The organism is Pyrinomonas methylaliphatogenes (genome assembly GCF_000820845.2).
GTDB classification, from domain to species: domain Bacteria; phylum Acidobacteriota; class Blastocatellia; order Pyrinomonadales; family Pyrinomonadaceae; genus Pyrinomonas; species Pyrinomonas methylaliphatogenes.
Window position 1 is genome coordinate 96,822 of record NZ_CBXV010000003.1, and the last position, 17,894, is coordinate 114,715.

Genomic DNA, 17,894 nt, shown 5'->3' on the forward strand with positions numbered 1-17,894 from the left:
CTCGTAATATTCAGCGAGACCGAGCTTCGCCGCATCGCTGGGTGAGGACAGATGTTCTGTTCTCTGGGGCGAAGATCGGGCGGATGAGATCTTTCAGGAGTGGAAGGTGTATGTCACAGAGCACTCATAAAGGCATCAGTCGGATCGATTGTGAGCAGAAGCGCATGCATGGTTGGTATGTGCGTGTGCAGTTTAGGAAGCAGAAGCGCGCCAAATTCGTTTCGGATCAGAAGTATGGTGGGAAAGAGGCGGCGCTACAGAAGGCGATCGAGTATCGCAATCGGATGATGGAGGAATTGGGGCGTCCGTTGACGGATTTAGTTGTAGTCGGCACGAATCCGCGCAACAAGAGCGGGGTGGTAGGCGTCAGGCGGACGGTGAAGAAGTATCGCGGGAAGAATGGGAAGGTCTATTTGAACGAGGTCTATGAGGTGACGTGGAACGCCGGGCGCGAGCGGCGTGGGCGCACTTCCGTCTCGATCAAGAAGTATGGGGAGCGTGAAGCGTTCAGGCGCGCGTGTGCGATCCGGCGGCAGAAGGAGCAGGAGCTTTACGGCAAGCCGGTGGTGGGGAAATGGGCTGACGTTTTAGCGAAGCTGTGTGCGGCTTGAGGGAGGGGCTAGAGGCTCCCTTTTCAGGATTTCGAGGGGGGATCGGCAGCGGCGAACCATGAAACTCCTCTGCGATGTTCGAAGGGCGGTGATGATACCGCCCTTTTCTGTTAGAGGACGAGCGGTGGCGATACGGCCCTTTTCTGTTAGAGGGGGATGTTGCCATGTTTCTTGGGCGGATTTGAGTCGCGTTTGTTTTCGAGCATGGCGAGGGCGCGGATCAGTTTGGGGCGCGTTTGGGCCGGCTCGATGATCTCGTCGATGAAGCCGCGTTCGGCGGCGCGGTAGGGGTTAGCGAACTTCGCTTCGAACTCGCGTATGCGCGCGCGGCGGACTTCCTCTTTGTTTTCGGCTTCGGCGATCTCGCGCCGGTAGAGCAGGTCGACGGCGCCTTCGGCGCCCATGACGGCGATCTCGGCGGTGGGCCAGGCGAAGTTGACGTCGGTGCGGATGTGTTTCGATCCCATGACGCAGTAGGCGCCGCCGTAGGCTTTGCGCGTGATGACGGTGAGTTTGGGGACGGTGGCTTCAGCGAAGGCGTAAAGGAGTTTGGCGCCGTGGCGGATGATGCCGCCGTGTTCTTGGCGGACGCCGGGCAAGAATCCGGGCACGTCTTCGAAGGTGACGAGCGGGATGTTGAAGCAGTCGCAGAAGCGGACGAAGCGCGCGGCTTTGACCGAGGCGTCGATATCGAGCACGCCGGCGAGATAGGCCGGTTGATTGGCGACGATGCCGACGGCGCGCCCATCGAGGCGGGCAAAGCCGATGACGATGTTGGGGGCGAACTGTTCTTGGATTTCGAAGAAGTAGCCGTCATCGACGACCGCGTGGATGATGTCGCGCATGTCGTAAGGTTGATTGGAGGCTTCGGGGACGATCGTGTTCAAGCGTTCTTCGCAGCGGTCTGCGGGGTCGTGGCAGGCGGTGCGCGGCGGATCTTCCATGTTGTTCGAGGGGATGAAGGAGAGCAGTTCGCGCACGAGTTGAAGCGCGTGTTCATCCGAGTCGGCGGCGAAATGGGCCACGCCCGAGATGCGATTATGCGCGTCGGCGCCGCCCAGTTCCTCTTTGGTGACCTCTTCGTGCGTGACGGCGCGGATGACATCTGGTCCAGTGATGAACATGTAGGAGGTATGGCGGACCATGATGTTGAAGTCGGTGATGGCGGGGCTGTAGACGGCGCCGCCGGCGCACGGGCCCATGATGACGCTGATCTGCGGGACGACGCCCGAGGCGAGCGTGTTGCGGAGGAAGATATCGGCGTAACCGGCCAAGCTCCAGACGCCTTCTTGAATGCGCGCGCCGCCCGAATCGTTCAAGCCGATGATGGGGGCGCCGACCTTCATCGCCAGATCCATGATCTTGCAGATCTTTTCGGCGTGGGTTTCCGAGAGCGAACCGCCGAAGACGGTGAAGTCTTGGGCGAAGACGAAGACGCGGCGGCCATCGATCAGGCCGTGGCCGGTGACGACGCCGTCGCCCGGGTAGAGTTGCTGATCGAGTCCGAAGTCGCGCGAGCGGTGGACGACCAGCTTGTCGAACTCTTCGAAGGTGCCTTCATCCAGAAGGAAATTGATGCGTTCGCGGGCGGTCCACTTCCCGGCCTGGTGTTGGCGGGCGATGCGTTCCGGTCCACCGCCTTGTTCGGCGCGGCGCGCGCGTTCGCGCAGTTCATCGAGTTTGTTGAGGCGTTGGTCGCTTGAAGCAGCGAGGTCCTCTTTGGTCGTTGGCGTCGACATGCTATCTCCTCGCGATCGGCGTTGGATTTAGCGCACGGGCGAAAGATTAATCGCACGAAGCGGGGCGTTGAGTCAAACGGCCAAGCGGCGGCGCATGGCATTGAGCGCCCACTCGGTCGAGAAGATGGCGGCGGCGGCGAGGTAGCCGAGGGCGAGCGTGTGGCGCAGGAGGTCGAAGCGTCCGACCGAAAGAGCGCGCGCCAGATCGACGGCGCTCGTGATGGGGATGGCCCACGCCAGAGCGCGCAAAGGAGCGGGCATGACTTCGACTGGGTACCAGATGCCGCAGCAGAGCAGGGCCGAAAAGTATATGGCGAGGTAGAGGTTGTAGGAATCTATATCGCGCGTGTGAGCGGTGACGACGAGCGAGAGGGCGGCCATGATCCAACTGCCGGCAAGAAGCGGAAGCGGGGCGAAGAGGGCGAGGGGCGAGGTAGCCGCTCCGAAGATGGCGAGCACGGCGAGGATGATGAGCGAGTCGATGGCGGCTTTGGTTGTGGCCCAGGCGATTTCGGCGAAGGCGAGCGATTCGACTTCGACGGGGGTAGCGAGGATGGCGTCGAAGGTCGATTGATAGACCATGCGGAAGTAGGAGCCGTAGGTGGTCTCGAAGACGGCGCGCGAGATGACGGCGAAGGCGAGCACGCCGGCGCCGACGAAAGATAGGTAGGGGAGGCCGGCGACGCGCGCGGCGACGAGCGCGCCCAGTCCCCAGCCGAAAGCGAAGACCATGATGATGGGTTCGATGAGCGGCGCGGCCAGCTCGGTCTTCCAGAGGCGCAGGTAGACTTCGGCGTGGCGCAGCCAGACGGCCGCGGCGTCGCGGAGATCGACGCGGCGCAGGGCGAGTTGCGGTGCTCTCATCATGGCGATTCTAGCATGGGGTGAACTTGAAGAAGGTTGCGGGAAAGAGGCCGGCGCTTTGGGAGGCTCGATAAAGGAGCGTTACAGCTTATTGAGGTGCGCTGCGGTCTTCGGTGGAAACGGCATGTGACGATTTGCGATAAAGGGGCGTTACAGCTTACTTGAGGTGCGCTTTGCGATGCGCTGGCCAGCGCATATCTGCGCGCGCCGTCTCGAGAAATACAGCCTATTGACAGGTGATCACCATTTTTGATCTTGTGGCTGTCGGGCGTACTCTGATGCGCTCGCGATCGACTGAGGCGGGGCCGGCATAGTTTCCGTTCTTGGCGTCGGGGGAGCGGCACAAGGTACGGTTTGGTTGAAGGCTTCTGGATCGAAGAACTGATCGCGGATGCGGGAGCGGCACAATGTGCGGTTTGGTTATTCAGGATTCTGTTTAGCTCCGCATCATCTTTCGCGCATTCCGCAGCGGTTACCAGGCGTTTGGGCTTTCTGAGAACATCTTCGCGAACAGATTGAGGAGAGGAGAATGAGTTTAATCGGACGGAGACGGAACGCGTGCGCGTTGTCAAAGCGTTGGAAGCGGGCCATAGCATGGGCGCTTGGACTCATCGTCGGCGGTTTCTGTTTGGGTCGTTGTGCGCGCGCGCAGGGCGAGTGTGTGATGGCGCGGTCGCGTTCAAGGTTGAGCTCCGCTGAGGCGAGGCATTGGGCGAGAGCGGCGCGCAAGACGGGCGTTTGGCGCAAGGCAGCAGAACGTGCCGACGAGGAGTTGAAAGGCGCCAGCCGTTTGGCGCGTGGTCATCTGGCGGCGTGGCTTGGACCGGGGAGGGAGGCTTACACGGTGGAGATTCTTCCCGTGATAGCGGCGCGCATCGGTTCGAGTTCGACAGAGAGGGAGGCTTACACGGTGGAGATTCTTCTCTGGGGAGGGGGCTGACGATGAGGTGAGGAATTCGTTACAGAGCTCAGATCAGTCGGAACGGTTCAGGCCGTTCTGGGCTGACGATGAGGTGAGGAGTTCATTACTCCCATCTGACGCTGGCGGTGAGGTGAGGGATTCATTGCGGTGCCGATCTTCTTAAGATTTTTGGGCGGCGATGGCTTTGACGATCTCGCCGATGAAGGATTTGGCGTCGCCGAAGAGCATAAGGGTTTTATCCATGTAGTAGAGCGGGTTTTCGATGCCGGCGAAGCCTGGGTTCATGCTTCGTTTGATGACCATGACGGTGCGGGCTTTGTCGGCCTCGATGATGGGCATGCCGTAGATGGGGCTCGCGTGATCGTTTTTGGCTGCGGGATTGACGACGTCGTTGGCGCCGATGATGAGCGCGACATCCGTGTGTGAGAGTTCGGCGTTGATCTCTTCCATTTCGAGCAAGCGATCGTAGGGGATATCGGCTTCGGCGAGCAGGACGTTCATGTGGCCGGGCATGCGACCGGCGACCGGGTGGATGCCGAATTTGACCTCGACGCCGCGGCGGGTGAGCTGATCGAAGAGTTCGCGCACTTTGTGTTGGGCCTGGGCGACGGCCATGCCGTAGCCGGGGATGATGGCGACGCGCGCGGCGGAAAGGAGTATGTCGGCGGCCTCTTCGGGCGAGGCGCTACGGATGGGGCGTTCTTCGCTGCCGGTTTGCGTTGCGGCCGCTTGGCCGAAGGCGCCGAAGAGGACGTTGGTGAAGCTGCGGTTCATGGCGCGGCACATGATGATGGAGAGGATGAAGCCTGAGGAGCCATCGAGGGCACCGGCGATGATGAGGAGTTTGTTTTCGAGGACGAAGCCCATGGCGGAGGCGGAAAGGCCGGCGTAGGAGTTGAGGAGGGCGATGACGGTCGGCATATCGGCGCCGCCGATCGGGAGGATGAGCAGGACACCGAAGGCGAGGGCGAGCGCGATGAGGGCGGGGAAGAGCGAAGAGGTGAGCGGGTAGATGGTGAGATAGACGGCGATGATGAGGGCAAGGGCGAAGAGCGAGAGGTTGACGACGTTCTGGCCGCGGTAGACGATGGGGCGCGTTGGGAGCAGTTCTTGGAGTTTGCCGAAGGCCATGAGGCTGCCGGTGAAGGTGAGGAAGCCGAGCAGCACTTCGAAGCAGATGACACCGATGGTGAAATGGGTCAAGCGGGCTGGGTCTGCGGCGGCCCAGAGGTAGTATTTAGCGGTGCCGACCAGTCCGACGGCGAGACCGCCGAAGGAGTGCGAGAGGGCGGTGCGTTGGGGGACGTGGGTCATCGGCATGAGGTAAGCGAGCGGGATGCCGATGGCCGTGCCGACGAGCAACGTGACGATGATCCAGCGGTAGCTGACGATGTCTGGGAGCAGAAGCGTGCCGGCGATGGCAAGGGCCATCCCGATCTCGCCGGCGGCGACGCCGCGCCGGGCGGTGGTCGGCGCGCTCAGCCATTTGAGCGAGAGGACGAAGAGGGCGGCGGCGGCGAGGTAACTCAGTTGCGTGAAGATGGGCAGTTCTGTCATCGGATCGGCTACTCCTTGGGGTTACGTTTTTTGAACATCTTGAGCATGCGATCGGTGATGAGAAAGCCGCTCACCACGTTGATGGTCGAGGCGGTGACGGCGATGGCGCCGAGGGCGGTCGAGAGGGCGCTTCGTTGTTCGCCGAGGATGACGAGCGAGCCGACCAAGCTGATGGCCGAGATGGCGTTAGTCAGGGACATGAGCGGCGTATGGAGCAGCGGCGAGACGCGCCGGATGACTTCAAAGCCGAGGAAGGTAGCGAGCACGAAGACGTAGAGGTTACTCATCAGCCAGTCCATTATTTGCGACTCCTTTTGAGAGATTTTATCGGTTTCACCTGAGATCCTTTCGCAGATTTTTTGTCATACCCGGGCATGGGCGTTCAAGCGGCGAGGCCGAGTTTTTGGCGCACGCGCTGATGGACCACTTGTCCGGCGTAAGTGACCAAGGTTTCGGCGACGATCTGATCGTCGGCGGTCGGATCGATCTGGCCGTTACGGATCAAGTTGAGGATGAAGGCGGCGACGTTACGAGCGAAGAGTTGGCTGGCGTGGAAGGGGAGCGTAGCGGGCAGGTTGAGGGGGCCGCTGATATAGACGCCGCGGTGTTGGATGATTTCACCGGGGCGAGTCAGTTCGCAGTTGCCGCCGCGTTCAGCGGCCAGATCGACGATGACGGATCCGGGGGCCATACGTTCGACCATGGGGCGCGTGATGAGGAGCGGGGCGCGCTGGCCCGGGACGGCGGCGGTGGAGATGACGACATCCTGTTCGGCGATGACATCGCCGAGCAGTTCTGCCTGTCGGCGATAAAATTCTTCATCCATAGCGCGGGCGTAACCGCTGGCGTCTTGGGCATCGCGCGCTTCGAGGGGCAGTTCGACGAAGCGCGCGCCGAGGCTTTCGATCTGTTCGCGCACGGCTGGGCGGACATCGTAGGCGCTGACGACGGCGCCGAGGCGGCGGGCGGTGGCGATAGCTTGCAGGCCGGCGACACCGGCGCCGATGACGAAGAGGCGGGCGGGGGTGATGGTTCCGGCGGCGGTCATCATCATGGGGAAGATTTTGGGGAGCAATTGAGCGGCGATGATGACGGCCTTATAGCCGGCGAGGTTAGCTTGCGAGGAGAGGACATCCATGGTTTGGGCGCGCGTGATACGGGGGATGAGTTCGAGGGCGAAGGTGGTGAGGCCGCGTTCAGCGGCGGCGCGCACCGGGTCGGGGGCGGCGAGCGGTTCGACGAGCGCGATGAGCGTTTGTCCCTCGCGCATGAGGGCGAGATCGCTGGACCAGCGATCGGGGTTAGCGCCGAGCGCGCGCACTTGGACGATGATATCGGCGCGGCGGAAGATCTCTTCGCGCGCTGGGAGCAGTGTGGCCCCGGCTTCAGCGTAAGCAGCGTCTGGGAAACCGGCGGCAGCGCCGGCGCCGTTTTCGATCAAAGGTTCGAGCGCGGCTTTTTTCAGTTGAGTGACCGCGTTAGGGGTCAGGGCGACGCGACGTTCTTCGGGGAATGTCTCTTTGACGACGCCGATGGTGATGGGCATACTTTCGGTTTCCTTTATGATGGCGACTGGACCAGTCAGCCGAAGATTTTTGAGCCATCTATTGAACGGAGTCGGGGGCGGTTTGTCAACTGGGGGCGGCGGGGCGAGGTTCGGGTTCCATCTCGGCGCCTTGGAGGCGCTACAGGGCTGTTGAGTTGTCAGCCGCCTTCTTCGGCTTAGAGTTGCAGGTATCGATCCATGGCGATCATCGGTCAAGATCGTCTGCGTGACTTGGTTTGGGGTTCATCTCGATCTCATTGAAGGGGAACTGGCGCGTGCGAGCGAGATGGTGGAGTTCGGCGAGGGCTTGGTGGGCGGAGCGGACGAGGTCTGGTGGGTAGTTATAGCGCTGGGCGTTGGATTCGAGTTCATCGGCGTCGAGGACGTGGCAGGAGAGATCGGGCATGACGAGGAGGTCGACGTCGAGGTCGACGAAGCGTAGCGTCGAGCCATCGAACTCCGCCGGGGTGTTGACGTTACAGTAGAAGCAGATGAGTTGGCGGTCGTGTTGTCGGGCGAGGCGGAAGATAGAGAACCAGCGATCGGTCCAGTAGTATTCGGTGCTGAGGGTCCCTTGGGGGATAGTTCCGAGGAATTTATGGGAGACGGTCTGTTCGAAGGCGGCCTCGAGGATGATGAGGGGGCCGACCTTTTGGCGCAGGGAAGCGGACCAGTGGCGATAGGGGTGACCACCGTATTTGAGGGCTTGGACGCGGACTGGGTGGTTCATGGCGCACACTCCTCGTCGAAGTGGGGACCGATCAGTTCGAGGAAGAGGTCTTCGAGGTTTGCGGGGCGGAGGAGCGTGTAGTGGGGCGGATAGGAGCGGATGATGGGGGCGAGTTCTTCTGGGGTGGAGGCGAAGTAGATGTGGGTGTCGGCGCGGCGGATGACGCGCGCGTTTGGGGAGGGGATGGCGTCGGCGTGGCGGACTTCGAGGGCGTAGGGCGGGAAGCGTTGAGCGACGAGTTGGCGCGGGTTACCGGAGGCGACGATGCGGCCTTGGTCCATGATGAGGAGTTGGTCGCAGAGGCGTTCGGCCTCGTCCATGTAGTGTGTGGAGATGAGGAGGGTGAGCTGTTCGAGGCGGCAGAGGCGGTCGAGCATATTCCAGATCTGTTGGCGGACATGCGGGTCGAGTCCGGCGGTCGGTTCATCGAGGATGAGCAGGTGTGGGCGGTTGATGAGGGCGCGGGCGATGACGAGGCGGCGTTTGAGGCCGCCGGAGAGGGTTTCGACGCGGGCATTGCGGTAATCTTCGAGGGCGAGGAAGTGTAGGAGTTTGGCGGCGCGTTCGCGGGCGGTGTGGGGGTGCAGGTGGAAGTAACGGGCGTAGGCGAGGAGATTTTGGATGACGGAGAGATCCGGGTCGAGGTTATTCTCTTGGGGGACGAAGCCGAGTTGGGCGCGGATCCGTTTCGCGTCGCGGCGCGCATCGAGGCCGTTGACGGAAAGTTCGCCTGAGGTTGGGGGGATGCGGCAGGCGATCATACGCAGGGTGGTGGACTTGCCGGCGCCGTTTGGGCCGAGCAAGCCGAAGCGGGCGCCGCGCGCGACGGTGAAGCTGATCTGTTTGACGGCGCGGCGCGGGCCGTAATCTTTCGTCAGGTGACGGGCGCAGACGATGGGGGACATCTACTGATTGAGTTTACGCCAGTCGGCGAGGAAGAGTTCGAGGCCGCGGTCGGTGAGCGGGTGATTGAAGAGTTGATCGAAGACTTTGAAGGGCATAGTAGCGATATCAGCGCCCAGGCGTGCGGCTTCGACGACATGCATGGGGTGGCGTATGCTGGCGGCGAGGACTTCGGTTTTCCACTGGTAGTGGCGGTAGATTTGGACGATTTCGGCGATGAGTTGCATACCGTTATGGGCGACGTCATCCAGGCGTCCGATGAAGGGGCTGATGAAAGCGGCGCCGGCTTTAGCGGCGAGGATGGCTTGCGCTGGGGAGAAGCAGAGGGTGACGTTGACGCGGATGCCTTCATCGGTCAAGCGGCGCGTCGCTTGCAGTCCATCGCGCGTCAGCGGGCACTTGATGACGACGTTTGGGGCGATACGGGCGTAATCGCGCCCTTCGCGCAGCATGCCTTCCACATCGAGACTAGTGACCTCGACGCTGATCGGGCCGGGGACGAGTTCGCAGATAGCGGCGATATGAGCGCGGAAATCGCGCGCGTTCTCTTTCGCGATGAGCGAAGGGTTGGTGGTGACGCCATCGACGAGTCCGTAGCTGGTGGCGCGTCGTATCTCTTCGAGGTTAGCCGTATCGAGAAAGAATTTCATGGTCGTTCCTCCAGGCGGTTTTAACACAGGAATTCTAGAGGCCGTTCTGGACGCGGTCAAGGTAGCAGTTGCGCTTCATGTTCCTCGGCCAAGAGCTCGCTCAATAGGGATGCAGTTAGGGAGGGGATTGCGGGCGGACCGTGTTGCGGAGCGTTCCGATGCCTGGGATAGAGATTTCGACCGCGTCACCTGGAGCGAGCGGGCCGACGCCGGCGGGCGTGCCAGTGGCGATGACGTCGCCGGGCTCGAGCGTCATGATATGGGAGATGTAGCGGATGAGGAAGGGGATGGGGAAGGCCATCTCGGCGGCGGCTCCGCGTTGGCGCAGTTGACCGTTCAAGCGGGTTTCGACGATCAGCGTGGAGGGATCGAGGTCCGTTTCGATGACGGGGCCGATGGGGCAGAAGGTATCGAACGATTTGGCGCGGGTCCACTGCGCGTCGCGGCGTTGGAGGTCGCGGGCGGTGACGTCGTTCAAGCAGGTGTAGCCGAGGACGTAATCGAGTGGGTTAGAGGCGAGGCGGCGCGCCTTGCGTCCGATAACGACAGCGATCTCGCCTTCGTACTCGACGCGATCGGATTCTGCGGGGAGCTGGATCTCCTGATCTGGACCGATGATAGCGGATGGGGGTTTGAGGAAGAGGAGCGGTTCTGGGGGCATGGGGTTACCGAGTTCGGCGGCGTGATCGCGGTAATTGCGTCCGACGCAGACGATTTTGGAGGGCTGGGCGGGGGCGACGAGCTGTGCATCCGATAAAGGGATGGAGCGGGCGGGTGGCGTGATGGCGATATGGAACGGATCGTCGATGGGGAGGAGTTCATCGCCGCGGATGATCGCCCATTGCGGCGACGGGTTTTCGGGGGTGACGAAGCGACAGATTTTCATATTTGGACCTCCGGTCTATCAACTAGTTGCGTTTTCATATTTGGACCTCCGGTCTATCAACCAGTTGCGGGTTTTCTGGGCCTTCGGGAAAGGTTAAGGTTTTGGAGCGCGATCGTCAACAAGGGATTAATTTACGCCAGGTCGCCCTTGTCAGCATTTGTTCAATCGCTTGTCGCGATCGTCAACAAGGGGTTAATTTACGGGGCGATTTCGGAGACGATCTCTGACGGTTGGCTTTCGTTTCCGGCGGCGTCGACGGCGGTGACGTAGTAGTAGTAGCGCGTGCCGGGCCGGACCTCTTTATCTTGGAAGGTGGTTTGGGGTTGCGGCGTACGGGTCAAGCGTTGCCATTGGTTCTTGGGCTGAGCGGGGTTTGTGGTGCGATAGATATGGTAGCCGACGACATCAGGTTCTGGGTTTGTGGGGAAGAAGAGGGAGATGGTGCCGGGAGAAGCGGCGATGGTGACGGCCGTAGGGGCTGAGGGTGGGTAGACATCGCGCGGGGTGACGCGGGCGGGATTGGAGTCGGAGCTTTCGACTTGGGCTCCCGCGCTATCTGTGGCGACGGCGCGGACGATGTAAGTATAGGTTTGGCCGAAGCGGAAGTTGCGATCGGCGAACTGTGTAGTTGTGATAGGGGTGGAGTTAAGCCGCTGTGGGGGCGACTCATCGTTCGTTGAGCGGTAGAGGTTATAGCCGATGAGGTTGGCGGGAGCGGAGCCATCGACATTGGCGGTGGGGGCGATCCAGGTGACGGTTATAGCCTGTTCGCTTTCGGTGAGTTGGGTGATGGTAGGCGGGAGCGGGGCGCGCGTGACAGGTTCGAGCAGGAGGATATTGGAGAAGGGGCCGGGCTGGCCGGCGCGATTGACGTAGCGGACAGCGTAGCGCAAGCGGACCGGGACGGAGAATCGCAGCGTATCGGTATAGGTTAAGTTTTGGTCGGCGCGGGCGATTTGGTCGGCGGTCAGGTAGCCGACGATCGAGGCGCGGGCGGCGAACTCCTCTTCGGTGAGCGGGAGGGGGGCGGAGAGGGGTTCGACGAGGCGGTAGACATCTATGCGTTGGAGGCGCGAGCGGTTTGGCGGGGCGGGCCAGTTGAGGATGATTTGCGAGCCGCGTTGGAAGCCCGTGAGGAGGTCTGTAGGCTGTTGGGCGCGTCCGGTTGGGGGGAGCGGTGGGCGGCGTTTACCGCAGGCGGCGAGGGGGCCGACCAAGAGGAGGCAGAGGAGGATTTTAAGGGCGCACGACTTCACAGTATGTAGCGGCTGAGGTCTTGGTCTTTGACGATATCGGCCAGCGCGCGGTGGACGTAGGCGGCATCGATCACTTGGTGTTTCGGTTCGACGTCTGGGGCATTGAAGCTGATCTCATCGAGGACCTTTTCCATGATGGTGTGGAGGCGGCGGGCGCCGATGTTTTCGGTTTGGCGGTTGACGCGGTCGGCGTATTCGGCGATGGTTTGGATGGCGTCATCGGTAAATTCGATGGTGATGCCTTCGGTTTCGAGCAGGGCTTTGTACTGTTTGACGAGCGAGTTTTTCGGTTCGGTGAGGATGCGTTTGAAGTCCTCCACGGTGAGGGCATCGAGTTCGACGCGGATAGGGAAGCGGCCTTGGAGTTCCGGGATGAGATCGGACGGTTTAGAGACGTGGAAGGCGCCGGCGGCGATGAAGAGGATGTGATCGGTGCGGACCATGCCGTAGCGCGTATTGACGGTCGTGCCTTCGATGATAGGGAGCAGATCGCGCTGGACGCCTTCGCGCGAGACATCGGGGCCGTGACCGGACTCGCGTCCGGCGATCTTATCGATCTCATCGAGGAAGATGATGCCTGAGGTTTCGACGCGTTCGAGGGCGGCGCGGGCGACCGAGTCCATATCGATGAGGCGCTCTTCTTCCTCTTGGATGAGGTATTCGAGGGCCTCATCGACGCGCATTTTGCGCCGTTTGGTACGGCCTTGGAAGAGGTTGCCGAGCAGATCCTTCATGTTGATGCCCATCTCTTCGATGCCTTGTGGGCCGGCGACTTCGATCATGGGGAAGAACTTATCTTGGACGTCGAGTTCGACGAGGCGGGCGTTCAGGCGTCCGGCGCGGAGCTGTTCGCGGAGTTTTTCGCGGGTGCGGCTGAAGTTTTCGTCGTCTTCGAGGGCGGATTTCGACTGTGGGAGGAGCAGGTCGAGGATGCGTTCTTCGGCGTTTTGGCGGGCGCGGTCGGCGACTTCGGCGGCGCGTTCGGCGCGGACCATTTCGACGGCGATCTCTGTGAGATCGCGGATCATGCTTTCGACGTCGCGACCGACGTAACCGACTTCGGTGAATTTGGAGGCTTCGACTTTGAGGAAGGGCGAGTTCGACAATCGCGCGAGGCGGCGCGCGATTTCGGTTTTGCCGACGCCGGTTGAACCGATCATGATGATATTTTTGGGCATGACATCGGCGGCCAGATCGGGCGGCAGTTTTTGGCGGCGGATGCGGTTGCGCAAGGCGATGGCGACGGCGCGTTTGGCGGCCGTTTGACCGACGACATGACGGTCGAGTTCGGCGACGATTTGGCGCGGGGTCATCTCATCGAGCCGCGCTTCTTCTTCGGTTTCACCTGACAGGTAGATGACCATAGTTCGCTTCTTCTAAGCAGTTTGGAGCTCTTCGAGGACGATATTTTGGTTCGAGTAGATGCAGATTTCGCTGGCGATGCGCAAGGCCTCTTCGGCGATGCGGCGCGCGTCGAGGTCTGTGTGGGCGAGCAGGGCGCGGGCGGCGGCCAGGGCATAGGGGCCACCGGAGCCGATGGCAAGAGCGCCATCGGTCTCATCCGGGGCGATCAGGTCACCTGTTCCGGAGAGGATGAAGGAGTGGCGTTCATCGGCGACGAGCAGGAGGGCTTCGAGGTGGCGCAGGGCGCGATCAGTGCGCCACTCTTTCGCGAGTTCGATGGCGGCGCGTTCGAGGTTGCCGTGGAACTGTTCGAGTTTAGCTTCGAAGCGAGTGAGAAGGGCGAAGGCATCGGCGGAGGAGCCGGCGAAGCCGGCCAGGATACGATCGTTGTAGAGGCGGCGGACCTTACGGGCGCGGCTCTTCATGACGGTATCGCCCATGGTGACTTGGCCATCGGCGGCCATGACGATGCGGCCTGCGCGGCGGACGAGGAGCACAGTAGTACTATGGGTTCTCATCTTCGGAAAGGAATCACTATAGAGAGCGTGCAGGGTGCAAGTCAAGCGGCTGACTTGCGCGAAGGCGGTTGAGGATGGAGAATAGGGGGCGCTGAAGCGATGAAGCGACCTTTAATTGGGTTGACGTTACGGTACGATCCGCGGGACGGGAGCGGGTATTTATCGAGCGAGTATGCGGCGGCGCTGGAGGCGGCGGGCGGGGCGCCGGTGCATTTAGCGCTATTGCCGGAGGAGGAGTATGTTGAGGCGGTGGTCGAGCGCGTAGCTGGGCTATTGCTTCCTGGCAGCGCGTCGGACGTCGATCCACGTTTATACGGGCGGGAGCCGCATCCGGAGCTTGGGGAGGTGCATGAGGTTCGCGACCGGGTGGAGCGGCTTGTGATTGCGGCGGCGGAACGGAGGCGTTTGCCGCTTCTGGCGATCTGTTATGGGATGCAGGCTTGGAACGTCTTTCGCGGAGGGACGTTAATTCAGGACATCGCGGCGGAGTATGGGACGGCGATCGCGCACAGGCAGCGCGCGCCGCGCGGGGAGCGCACGCACTGGGTGGATCTATTGGAGGGGAGTCGGGTTGCGCTTTTAGCTGGGGCGAGGCGGTTGTGGGTGAACAGCCATCATCATCAGGCGGTGGAGGTGGTAGGGGAGGGGTTGCGGGCGACGGCGTGGGCCGAGGACGGGATCATCGAGGCGATCGAGGCGGAGGATGAGGATTGGTTTGCGGTCGGGGTGCAATGGCATCCGGAGGTCAGGTGGGCTGAGGATGAGTTTTCGCGGGCGCTATTTAGGCGTTTTGTGCAGGAGTGTCGCGCGAGGTGAGGCATGAGGAGGGTGGTTTTAGGTCTCGAGCGGTTGCTTACGGAGCGTGCTGCGCTGTTGCGTGGGGCGCGGGTCGGGTTGATTTGCAACCAAGCGTCGGTTGACCACGAGTTGCGCCACGCGGCGGATCTGTTCAAGGAGGGACGTGGGTGGCGTTTGACGGCTCTTTTTGGGCCGCAGCATGGGATACGCGGGACGGAGCAGGACAACATGGACGAGACGCCTCACGGGGTGGATCGGGAGACCGGGGTTCCGGTCTATTCGCTTTACAGCGAGACGCGGGAACCGACCGAGGAGATGTTGCGCGAGGTAGACGTATTGGTTGTGGATCTGCAGGATGTCGGTTGTCGGATCTACACATTCATCTACACGATGATGAACGCGCTGCGGGCGGCGGCGCGCTATGGGAAGCGCGTGATCGTTTGCGATCGGCCCAATCCGATAGGCGGGGTGGCGGTTGAGGGCAATGTTCTCGAGCGCGGGCAGGAATCTTTTGTGGGCCAGTATCCGCTTCCGACGCGGCACGGGATGACGATTGGCGAGTTGGCGTTGATGTTCAACGAGGAGATCGGGTGTGATCTGGAGGTGGTGGCGATGCGCGGGTGGGGGCGGGAGTTATGGTTTGACGAGACGGACGTGCCCTGGGTGATGCCATCGCCGAACATGCCGACGTTGGAGACGGCGACCGTCTTTCCGGGGACGGTTCATTTGGAGGGGACGCAGATGTCCGAGGGGCGGGGGACGACCCGTCCATTCGAGCTAGTGGGGGCGCCTTATATCGAGGCGGCGGAGTATGCGCGGCGGCTTACGGCGTATGGGTTCAGCGGGGTGAGGTTTCGCGCGTGCTATTTCAAGCCGACGTTTCAGAAGCATGCGGGGCGCGTATGCGGCGGAGTGCAGATACACGTGACGGAGCGGGGGGGGTTCAGGCCGGTCGAGGTTGGGTTGGCGATCATTCGGGAAGCGCGCGCGCTATATGGTGACTCTTTTCGGTGGCGCGAGCCGCCGTACGAATACGAATACGAGCGCAATCCCTTCGATGTGATCGCGGGGACGACGAGGTTGCGGGAAGCTTTAGAGCGCGGGGCGAGCATCGAAGAGTTAGCGCGCGGGTGGGAGGCGGAGCGGGCGGCGTTCTGCTTGCGGCGCGAGAGGTTTTTGCTTTACTGAGGGGAGCGATGAGTCGGCTGTTCGGTATCTTTTGCGCTCTGAAACACTTGTTTTTGCTTTGCCGAGGGGAGCGATGAGATTGGGGCGGTTCTTGTGTCTTTGGGCAGCGGTCATGTTGTTGTGGGGGCTCTGTGTGGGGCAGAGCGGGCGGCGGCCGACCTCTGGAGATGAGGAGGAAGTGATCCGGGTCCGAACGGAGGAGGTGCTGCTTCCGGTTTCGGTATTGGATGAGGCGGGCCGTCCGGTAGGGGGGTTAGAGGCGGACAATTTCTTCATTTACGACAACGGGGTACGGCAGCAGATCACAAGCTTCAATCGGCGGCGCGTGCCGGCGAACATAGTATTGCTGTTGGATGCCTCGGGGAGCGTTTTCAGTCAGATGCGCTTCATACGGGCGGCGGCGCGCCGGTTTGTCCAAGGGTTACGGCCTGAGGACAGGGTGGCGGTGATGCAGTTTGCCGATCGGGTGGAGGTTTTACAGGATTGGACGAGCGATCGGGAGGCGGTTGAGCGGGCGATCGCTTGGCGGTACAGGCCTGGGGAGCGGACGACCTTTTACGACGGGCTATACAGAGCGGCGGTTGACGTTCTGCCGCGCGTTGAGGGGCGGCGGATAGTGATCCTTCTGACGGACGGGATAGATACGGCTGAGGAGCGGCGCGCGGGGCCGGAGGAGGCTTTGACGGCGCTCAGGCGGGTCGAGGCGACCGTCTATGTCGTCAGTTTGACGGAGCGTTTACGGCGCGAGTATCGTCTAACGGGGGCGGGCGAGCAGGTAGTTAGCGGAGCGGAGGCCTTTTTGGAGCAACTAGCGGCGGGGACGGGTGGGCGCGTGATCTATCCGGTGCGGGATGAGGATTTGGAGCCAGCGTATGAGGCGATAGCGGAGGAGCTGCGGACGCAGTACATCATCACGTATCGTCCGCATCCGGCGGCGCGTGCTGGCGAGTGGCGGCAGGTGAAGGTGCTTGTTGCGCCTGGGGGGTATAGGGTTTTGACGCGGAACGGTTATGAAGCGAAATAGATTAATGGAGGCGAGAGAAGTGAAGGTAGATGCGTGGGTGAGCGGGGCGTTAGCGTGGTTGGTGCCTGGGGGAGGCCATTTTTGGCAGGGGCGCCCGTGGCGCGGGCTAATGTTCGGGGCGGTCATTTGGGGGATGTGTTTGATCGGCTTATGGGCGTTTGGCGGGAGGTTTTTCGATCCTTTGAGCGGAGGGAACGGTTTGGAGCAGGTTTATGGGCTTTTCGATTTTGGGGTGGGCGGTCTATACGTGATCTGTTGGGCGACGGGGGTTGGGTTTACGGATCGGGCTGAGCTATTGACATATGAGTATGGGAACGTTTTTTTGATGGTTGCTGGGCTTTTGAACTATCTGGTGATGTTGGATGCCTTCGATATTGGTGTGGGGAGGAAGAGGTGAGGCATTTTTTGGTGATGGCGCTCTTGGCGGCGTTCATTGGGGTCGTTTTTGGGGCGGTGAGTTACGGGACGCGGGGCGAGCGCGTGCGTTATGGGGTACGGGTTTTTGTGGAGTTTATGGGGGTTGGGTTGGCTTTAGCCTGGTTACTGTATTGGTTACCGCCGTAGGTTTAGCTCCGATCGAGTCCGATAACATTTAGGGCCCTAGTAAATGCTGGTCGAAACCGAAGCGATCATATTGCGGACATACAAGCTGGCGGAGGCGGACAAGATCGTCGTGGCGCTGACGCGCCGCGCCGGGGTGGTACGCGGCGTAGCCCGTGGCGCGCGGCGGTTGCGGAGTCGTTTTGGGGCTGGGCTAGAACCGCCGGTGGTGGTGGATTTCGCTTATTTTGAGAAGGAGGGGCAGGAGTTAGTTTCGGTCAAGCGGGCGGAGGTGATAAGGTCTTATTTCGATTTAGCGAGGCACAGGGCGGCGTGGGAAGCGGCCATGTATATGAGCCTGCTTGTAGGCGAGTTGATTCCGGCGAACCATCCCGATGAACGTGTTTTTCGTTTGTTGCGGTCCTGTTTGGATGCGCTCAGCGAAGTTCCGGGGCGGTGGGAGAGGGTCAGGCGGTATTTTGAGATCTGGCTATTACGGTTGAGCGGTTTATGGCCTGGGATGGCGCGTTGCGTGCGATGTGGCAGGGAGTGGGGGATGAGTGAGGATACGGTTTGGGATAAAGGGGAGTTGGTTTGTTTAAGGTGCGGCACGGGGATGAGGGTTCAGCCGACTGTGCGGCGGGCGGTTGGGGCGGCCTTAGTGTTGGGGCCATTGGAATTTGCGGAGTGCGAGGTTCCCGTGGGGGTGGGGCGGCTGACTGAGAGTCTGATAACAGACTACCTCGAAAATAGATAAG

At 61.5% G+C, this 17,894-nt stretch carries 19 protein-coding genes; 7 read left to right on the forward strand and 12 right to left on the reverse strand.

The annotated features are described in order from the left end of the window. Positions 1-110 precede the first annotated feature (110 nt). Entirely contained in the window at positions 111-611 is a 501-nt protein-coding gene (locus PYK22_RS03890; RefSeq protein WP_157770653.1) for an AP2 domain-containing protein, read from the forward strand. Positions 612-757: 146 nt separating this feature from the next. On the opposite strand, the gene PYK22_RS03895 is transcribed toward PYK22_RS03890, so the two are convergent. Both PYK22_RS03895 and PYK22_RS03900 read right to left on the reverse strand, forming a co-directional pair. After that, a complete protein-coding gene (locus tag PYK22_RS03895; RefSeq protein ID WP_041974664.1) occupies positions 758-2,350 on the reverse strand; it encodes an acyl-CoA carboxylase subunit beta in 1,593 nt (530 codons plus the stop codon). A 72-nt stretch (positions 2,351-2,422) separates the two neighbouring features. Further along, a complete protein-coding gene (locus tag PYK22_RS03900; RefSeq protein WP_041974666.1) occupies positions 2,423-3,214 on the reverse strand; it encodes an ABC transporter permease in 792 nt (263 codons plus the stop codon). 565 nt (positions 3,215-3,779) lie between these two features. On the opposite strand from PYK22_RS03900, the gene PYK22_RS03905 reads away from it, so the two are divergent. Continuing rightward, the gene (locus PYK22_RS03905; RefSeq protein ID WP_041974668.1) at positions 3,780-4,154 is read left to right on the forward strand and encodes a hypothetical protein; all 375 of its coding nucleotides are present in this window, start codon (positions 3,780-3,782) and stop codon (positions 4,152-4,154) included. A gap of 141 nt (positions 4,155-4,295) precedes the next feature. Here the strand turns inward: PYK22_RS03905 and PYK22_RS03910 are convergent, their stop codons facing one another. The 10 genes from PYK22_RS03910 to hslV all read right to left on the reverse strand — a co-directional run bounded on the left by PYK22_RS03910 (position 4,296) and on the right by hslV (position 13,586). Beyond that, on the reverse strand, positions 4,296-5,693 hold the full coding sequence (locus PYK22_RS03910; RefSeq protein WP_041974669.1) for an NAD(P)(+) transhydrogenase (Re/Si-specific) subunit beta: 1,398 nt from the start codon (positions 5,691-5,693) through the stop codon (positions 4,296-4,298). Between the two features lie 8 nt (positions 5,694-5,701). Beyond that, on the reverse strand, positions 5,702-5,980 hold the full coding sequence (locus tag PYK22_RS03915; RefSeq protein ID WP_211197605.1) for an NAD(P) transhydrogenase subunit alpha: 279 nt from the start codon (positions 5,978-5,980) through the stop codon (positions 5,702-5,704). 95 nt (positions 5,981-6,075) lie between these two features. Then, positions 6,076-7,239 (reverse strand): Re/Si-specific NAD(P)(+) transhydrogenase subunit alpha, encoded by a 1,164-nt coding sequence (locus PYK22_RS03920; RefSeq protein WP_083437587.1) that lies wholly within the window; start codon positions 7,237-7,239, stop codon positions 6,076-6,078. Between the two features lie 205 nt (positions 7,240-7,444). Further along, positions 7,445-7,969, reverse strand: a complete 525-nt coding sequence (locus PYK22_RS03925; RefSeq protein WP_041974673.1) for a DUF402 domain-containing protein — start codon at positions 7,967-7,969, stop codon at positions 7,445-7,447. Further along, on the reverse strand, positions 7,966-8,874 hold the full coding sequence (locus PYK22_RS17150; RefSeq protein ID WP_083437588.1) for an ABC transporter ATP-binding protein: 909 nt from the start codon (positions 8,872-8,874) through the stop codon (positions 7,966-7,968). The genes PYK22_RS03925 and PYK22_RS17150 overlap by 4 nt, the downstream gene beginning before the upstream one ends. Then, positions 8,875-9,522, reverse strand: a complete 648-nt coding sequence (gene fsa / locus PYK22_RS03935) for a fructose-6-phosphate aldolase (RefSeq protein ID WP_041974675.1) — start codon at positions 9,520-9,522, stop codon at positions 8,875-8,877. A 115-nt stretch (positions 9,523-9,637) separates the two neighbouring features. Continuing rightward, positions 9,638-10,408, reverse strand: coding sequence for a fumarylacetoacetate hydrolase family protein (locus PYK22_RS03940; RefSeq protein WP_041974676.1), 771 nt, complete (start codon positions 10,406-10,408; stop codon positions 9,638-9,640). Positions 10,409-10,605: 197 nt separating this feature from the next. Then, positions 10,606-11,664 carry a fibronectin type III domain-containing protein gene (locus tag PYK22_RS03945; RefSeq protein WP_157770654.1) on the reverse strand — a complete coding sequence of 353 codons (1,059 nt, stop codon included), beginning with the start codon at positions 11,662-11,664 and terminating at the stop codon, positions 10,606-10,608. After that, positions 11,661-13,028 carry an ATP-dependent protease ATPase subunit HslU gene (gene hslU, locus PYK22_RS03955; protein ID WP_041974682.1) on the reverse strand — a complete coding sequence of 456 codons (1,368 nt, stop codon included), beginning with the start codon at positions 13,026-13,028 and terminating at the stop codon, positions 11,661-11,663. Before hslU ends, PYK22_RS03945 begins: the two co-directional genes overlap by 4 nt. A gap of 12 nt (positions 13,029-13,040) precedes the next feature. Further along, the gene (gene hslV / locus PYK22_RS03960) at positions 13,041-13,586 is read right to left on the reverse strand and encodes an ATP-dependent protease subunit HslV (protein WP_041974684.1); all 546 of its coding nucleotides are present in this window, start codon (positions 13,584-13,586) and stop codon (positions 13,041-13,043) included. Between the two features lie 99 nt (positions 13,587-13,685). Here hslV and PYK22_RS03965 point away from each other — a divergent pair, with 99 nt between their 5' ends. From PYK22_RS03965 to recO, 5 genes are all read left to right on the forward strand, one after another. Beyond that, on the forward strand, positions 13,686-14,402 hold the full coding sequence (locus PYK22_RS03965) for a gamma-glutamyl-gamma-aminobutyrate hydrolase family protein (protein ID WP_041974686.1): 717 nt from the start codon (positions 13,686-13,688) through the stop codon (positions 14,400-14,402). 3 nt (positions 14,403-14,405) lie between these two features. After that, on the forward strand, positions 14,406-15,572 hold the full coding sequence (locus tag PYK22_RS03970) for an exo-beta-N-acetylmuramidase NamZ family protein (RefSeq protein ID WP_041974688.1): 1,167 nt from the start codon (positions 14,406-14,408) through the stop codon (positions 15,570-15,572). 178 nt (positions 15,573-15,750) lie between these two features. Further along, positions 15,751-16,596 carry a VWA domain-containing protein gene (locus PYK22_RS03975; protein ID WP_162199786.1) on the forward strand — a complete coding sequence of 282 codons (846 nt, stop codon included), beginning with the start codon at positions 15,751-15,753 and terminating at the stop codon, positions 16,594-16,596. Positions 16,597-16,615: 19 nt separating this feature from the next. After that, a complete protein-coding gene (locus PYK22_RS03980) occupies positions 16,616-16,993 on the forward strand; it encodes a DUF6677 family protein (protein ID WP_157770656.1) in 378 nt (125 codons plus the stop codon). Positions 16,994-17,203: 210 nt separating this feature from the next. After that, complete coding sequence (gene recO / locus PYK22_RS16350; protein ID WP_060635318.1) at positions 17,204-17,893, forward strand: DNA repair protein RecO; 690 nt, start codon at positions 17,204-17,206, stop codon at positions 17,891-17,893. The last annotated feature ends 1 nt before the right edge of the window (position 17,894 follow it).

What these genes read in the sequence shown, in the direction of transcription:
- PYK22_RS03890 (WP_157770653.1), top strand. Translation starts at nt 111, where the DNA reads ATGTCACAGAGCACTCATAAAGGCATCAGTCGGATCGATTGTGAGCAG.
- PYK22_RS03895 (WP_041974664.1), bottom strand. Translation starts at nt 2,350, where the DNA reads ATGTCGACGCCAACGACCAAAGAGGACCTCGCTGCTTCAAGCGACCAA.
- PYK22_RS03900 (WP_041974666.1), bottom strand. Translation starts at nt 3,214, where the DNA reads ATGAGAGCACCGCAACTCGCCCTGCGCCGCGTCGATCTCCGCGACGCC.
- PYK22_RS03910 (WP_041974669.1), bottom strand. Translation starts at nt 5,693, where the DNA reads ATGACAGAACTGCCCATCTTCACGCAACTGAGTTACCTCGCCGCCGCC.
- PYK22_RS03915 (WP_211197605.1), bottom strand. Translation starts at nt 5,980, where the DNA reads ATGAGTAACCTCTACGTCTTCGTGCTCGCTACCTTCCTCGGCTTTGAA.
- PYK22_RS03920 (WP_083437587.1), bottom strand. Translation starts at nt 7,239, where the DNA reads ATGCCCATCACCATCGGCGTCGTCAAAGAGACATTCCCCGAAGAACGT.
- PYK22_RS03925 (WP_041974673.1), bottom strand. Translation starts at nt 7,969, where the DNA reads ATGAACCACCCAGTCCGCGTCCAAGCCCTCAAATACGGTGGTCACCCC.
- PYK22_RS17150 (WP_083437588.1), bottom strand. Translation starts at nt 8,874, where the DNA reads ATGTCCCCCATCGTCTGCGCCCGTCACCTGACGAAAGATTACGGCCCG.
- fsa (WP_041974675.1), bottom strand. Translation starts at nt 9,522, where the DNA reads ATGAAATTCTTTCTCGATACGGCTAACCTCGAAGAGATACGACGCGCC.
- PYK22_RS03940 (WP_041974676.1), bottom strand. Translation starts at nt 10,408, where the DNA reads ATGAAAATCTGTCGCTTCGTCACCCCCGAAAACCCGTCGCCGCAATGG.
- hslU (WP_041974682.1), bottom strand. Translation starts at nt 13,028, where the DNA reads ATGGTCATCTACCTGTCAGGTGAAACCGAAGAAGAAGCGCGGCTCGAT.
- hslV (WP_041974684.1), bottom strand. Translation starts at nt 13,586, where the DNA reads ATGAGAACCCATAGTACTACTGTGCTCCTCGTCCGCCGCGCAGGCCGC.
- PYK22_RS03965 (WP_041974686.1), top strand. Translation starts at nt 13,686, where the DNA reads ATGAAGCGACCTTTAATTGGGTTGACGTTACGGTACGATCCGCGGGAC.
- PYK22_RS03970 (WP_041974688.1), top strand. Translation starts at nt 14,406, where the DNA reads ATGAGGAGGGTGGTTTTAGGTCTCGAGCGGTTGCTTACGGAGCGTGCT.
- recO (WP_060635318.1), top strand. Translation starts at nt 17,204, where the DNA reads ATGCTGGTCGAAACCGAAGCGATCATATTGCGGACATACAAGCTGGCG.